A 4,003-nucleotide genomic window follows, 5' to 3' on the forward strand; every position below is an offset into this window, starting at 1 on the left:
CCCCGAAGTCGAGCGTCCGGGGTGTGACGAGGTCGAGCAGCGCGTCGGGTGTCGGGCTGCCCCAGGGGGTGTCGACGAGCGCCTGCGAGATCGTGGCGGGGAGCGCCGGGAGCGGGCCGAGCAGCCGGCGGACGGCCGGCAGCCCCACGGCCAGCTGGGTCACCTGCGGATAGAAGCCGACCCCGCTCGGGGAGAGCCCGGCCCCGATCCCGCCGAAGGTCATCGACTGCACCTCCTGCACGGCGTCCTCCACCGCCTGGGTCGGGGACGTCATGACGAGCGGGATGCGGGCGGCGATGTCGCAGAGGGGGCGGCCGAGGCTCGCGAAGGCTCCGGTGCTCGGACCGTTTCCGTAGATTCCGTCGAGTGCCGCGCCGTAGCCGGCGCCGGTGGCGGCGTCCTCGACGAACAGCAGCGGCAGGTCCAGCTCCACGTACTCCTGCCCGGCCGTGGCCTGGAGGGTGAACACCACGGGGGTGCCGGCCCGGGTCGGCCAGAAGCACCTCGGCGGGGCGGCCGAGGAGCCCACCGGGATCCAGGAGGCGTCGTCGAGGCCGTCGGTCTGCCCGGGGTCGATCGCGACGCTCTGGAACGGGAACCGGCGTTCGTGCGGGCCGCCCGCGCCGATGCCGTAGTCGTCGCGGACGGGCTCGGTGACGATCAGGAAGGCCTTGCGGTGCAGGGCGGCCACGGCGGGGTCCGTGCCGTCGAACCGGCGGTCGGAGACCTCGATGTAGGCGGCCCGGTGGCCGAACGGGAACAGGGCGCCGGGGGCGGAGACCTTGACGTGGAAGTCCCGGCCGAGTGCGGCGTCCTGGGCCCACTCCAGCCGGGGCCAGTGGGCGGCGGCGCAGAACCGGGCGCCGTAGGCGCTCAGGATCAGCCGGTCGACGGTGAGGGGGACGGCCGGGTTCTCGGCGGCGGCCGCGACGATCCGGTCGTACCAGGTGTCCAGCGGGGTGCCGTGGTCGGTGCCGTCGGCCAGGGACCGGAGGGGCCGCGCCGTCAGGTGTCCGTCGGGGCCCGCGATGCGGCTGTGCCACAGCTCGGTGCCGCCGGCCGTGCCGGTGGCGGGCAGGGTGCGGTGGTTGCACCGGGCGTCCGGCTGCAGGGTGAGCAGCAGGTTCCAGGGGACTTCGAGCCGGGCCAGCAGGTCGGCGGTGGTGGCCGTCGTGACGATCAGCGGCAGGCGGTTCATCGCGTCGAGCAGGCCGGCCACGGTGAGCGTGACCGGGTCCGGGCCGACGGCGAAGCACAGGGTGGAAGGGCCGGCCAGGAAGCCCTGGGGCGGCTGACCGGACTCCACCACGGTCTCGGCCAGGTGCTGCGGGGGGACGTCCACCAGGAGGTGGCCGCCGCCCGGGTCGGCCACCAGCTGGACCGTGCCGTCGGGCCGGGTCTGTTCGTGCAGGCCCTGGCTCCGGACGGTCAGGGTGACCAGGTCGTCCGCGCGGAGCACGGGGTAGCTGCCGGTGGGCGCGTCCGGCAGGTCGAGGAGCTGCCAGTCCTGCCAGCCGCGGTCGAAGCGCCGGTGCATCAGCGCGGCACCGGCCCAGACGGCGAGCACGTCGGTGCGGCCGCCGCCGGAGGCGACAGCGGCCAGTCGGGGGCCGGTCGTGTCGGGGGCGGTGAGGTCGCCGCCGAGCTGCTCCCAGCCGAGCCAGGGTGCCAGGGCGGAGTGCCGCAGGCCGTGGTCGCCGCCCAGGAAGACGTCACGCTCCGTCGCGGCGAGGCAGGTGAAGGAGCGTTCGTCGCCGTCGGGGAGCGGGCCGAGCTCCTCCCACACCGGTGGCTCGCGCATCGGCGGGGTGTCGCTCTCCAGGTGTGCGCGGAGCAGACGTCGTTCGCGGGTGTCGGCGAGAAGGAGGTCGATCCGGCCGGGCGCGACGGGCACGGCCGTCAGGTGCCCGGGTGCGCGCTCGCCCGTGCGGAGCACAACTGGCCCCTTGGTCGGGTGTCCGCGCAGGAACTCCCAGCCGTGGGCGCCCGCGTCCAGGACGAGGTGGACATCGCCGGACCGGCTCGACACGACGGTGAAACCGGTCGCCGAGCCGCCCCGGGCGAGCGTGCCGAGCGAGGTCCAGTGCGGGTGCTCCCCCGCGCCGGGGCGCAGCCGTAACAGCTCGCCCGCCGCACTGAGGGCGAACACCTCGACCGGGCGGCCCTCGGCCGCCGTCGCGCTCAGCCAGTTGAACGCGGGGGCGCCGGTGAACGCGGGGGCGCCGGGCGAGGGCCAGGGGCGGTCCAGCGCGTGCCAGGCGTGCCAGCGGCCGTCGAACACCCGGTACCGTACGGCGCCGTCGTGCGCGCCGACGAAGAGGTGGAGTCTGCCGTGCCCTGGCGAACAGACGGCCAAGGCCCGTGCCGGGTGGGTGTGCATGGGACGCCCCCAGCAGATGGACGCGGTACCGGTCGGACGCGGTACCGGTTGGACGCAGTACCGCTCAGCGGGGCCGACGCATCGGGCACCCGCCAACTCTCAATGGTTCCAGGCTATTCCCGCTTCGGGTACGTATCAATTCCTGGTCGCGGCCCCCGCCTCCGGGCCGCGACGGTTTCACTGTGCGTAGCCGCCTTCGGGTAGCACTCCCCCGAGGACGTCGCCCGCGGTGTTCAGGGCTGCCACGGTGCTGGTCTCGGCGGCGTTCGACGGGAGCGACAGAAGGTGGGGGTGGGCAGAAGGCGCGGGGTGGGCAGAAGGCGCGGGGTCGGCGGGGCGGGGTCGGCCGGCCGCGGCGGGTGCCGGGCCAAGGAGCACGGTGGCGGCCGTCGCGGCGGCGGCCAGGGCTGCTGCCGGGCGAAGGGTGTGTGAACCAGCCACCGGGAACTCCCCTCTCGCCAATGATCCATTGGATCAAGAGAATTGATGTAGCGTCAGTTTCCGGTTCGGCCAGACGCCCGGCCCGGGGGCGCCGGCCCGGCGGCCCGCCGACCCCGGCACGTTATTCGAAGAATCGGTGGAGACTCCACAGTGCAGCCTGTTTGATTGTTCATCTACAAGAAGCCGACTGAGGGTCAGGGGGCGGCGGACAATCAGGTCCGGCCGCCGGACAGGACAAGGGGGCACGGGGTGGCTGGTGTTGGACGTCCGCAGGGGCGGCTCAAGGGGGAGACCGAGCAGGCGGATGCCCTGGCCCGGTTCGTGCGGGAGGTGACGTCGGGAGTCACCGTCCGCGAGCTCGCCCGGCGTTACCCCGCAGGCAAGACCAGTTGGAGCGAGTACCGCTCCGGGGAGAAGGACATCCCGTGGCACCTGCTCCAGCGGCTGGTCCACGACCGCGTGACCGACCCGCGGGCCCGGACGGTGCTGCTCGAACGTGCTGCCCGCCTGCACGAACAAGCCACCCTGGCGGCCCGGGGACTGCGGCCGCCCGAGGCGGGACGTTTCGCCGCCCAGCAGGCGCTGGACCTGGCCCGCCAGGCGCAGCGACAGGCCGAGGAGGGGGTCGCGGAGGCGGATGAACTGATCCGTGTGCTGGTGGAGGTCGTGGCCGAGCTGCGGGGTGAACTGGGCGACGACGCGGAGGACGACACGGGCCCCGCTTCGCAGCAGGCGCCCGGCGGGGGCGCGGCGCAGCTGCGGCGGGCCCGGCTGCGGGAGGCGACGCGCTGCCTGGCCGAGGTGCGGCGCATCAGGCAGAGTGCACGTGAGGCGCAACAGGCGGCGCAGTGGGAGCAGGACGCCGTCGGGCTCCTGGCCGATCAGGAGCGTACGCACGCCCGGGCGGACGAGAGCCGGGAGCCGGGGTCCGAGCTGGTGGTGGCCGACGGGGTGCAGGCACACCTGCCGGCGCTGTGGCGCCTGGACGCCGACCTCGTGGCGGTGCGGAAGGCCTTGGCCGACCGGCGCCGGGAGGTGCTCGGTGCGACCTCCGTCGTACCGCGCTCACCGGTACCCCGGATTGTCCGCGGCGAGGTCGTCGATGCCCCGGACAATCGCCTGACCGGCCTCATCGCCCCGTTCGGCCGGGCGCGTAACGCCCCGCACGCCGCCGGCGCCCCC

Annotated in this window: 1 protein-coding gene and 1 pseudogene; one reads left to right on the forward strand and one right to left on the reverse strand. The window is 74.5% G+C overall.

The features are described 5' to 3' along the window. Positions 1–2,380 (reverse strand): annotated as a pseudogene (locus ACFV61_RS31185) (hypothetical protein); the annotation flags it as partial. Between the two features lie 690 nt (positions 2,381–3,070). Between ACFV61_RS31185 and ACFV61_RS31190 the strand changes: the two are divergent. Beyond that, positions 3,071–4,003 (forward strand): hypothetical protein (locus ACFV61_RS31190; protein ID WP_380495257.1); only part of this gene is annotated, 933 nt, incomplete at its 3' end.

It is taken from the genome of Kitasatospora sp. NPDC059817 (assembly GCF_042731835.1).
Taxonomy (GTDB): Bacteria; Actinomycetota; Actinomycetes; order Streptomycetales; family Streptomycetaceae; genus Kitasatospora.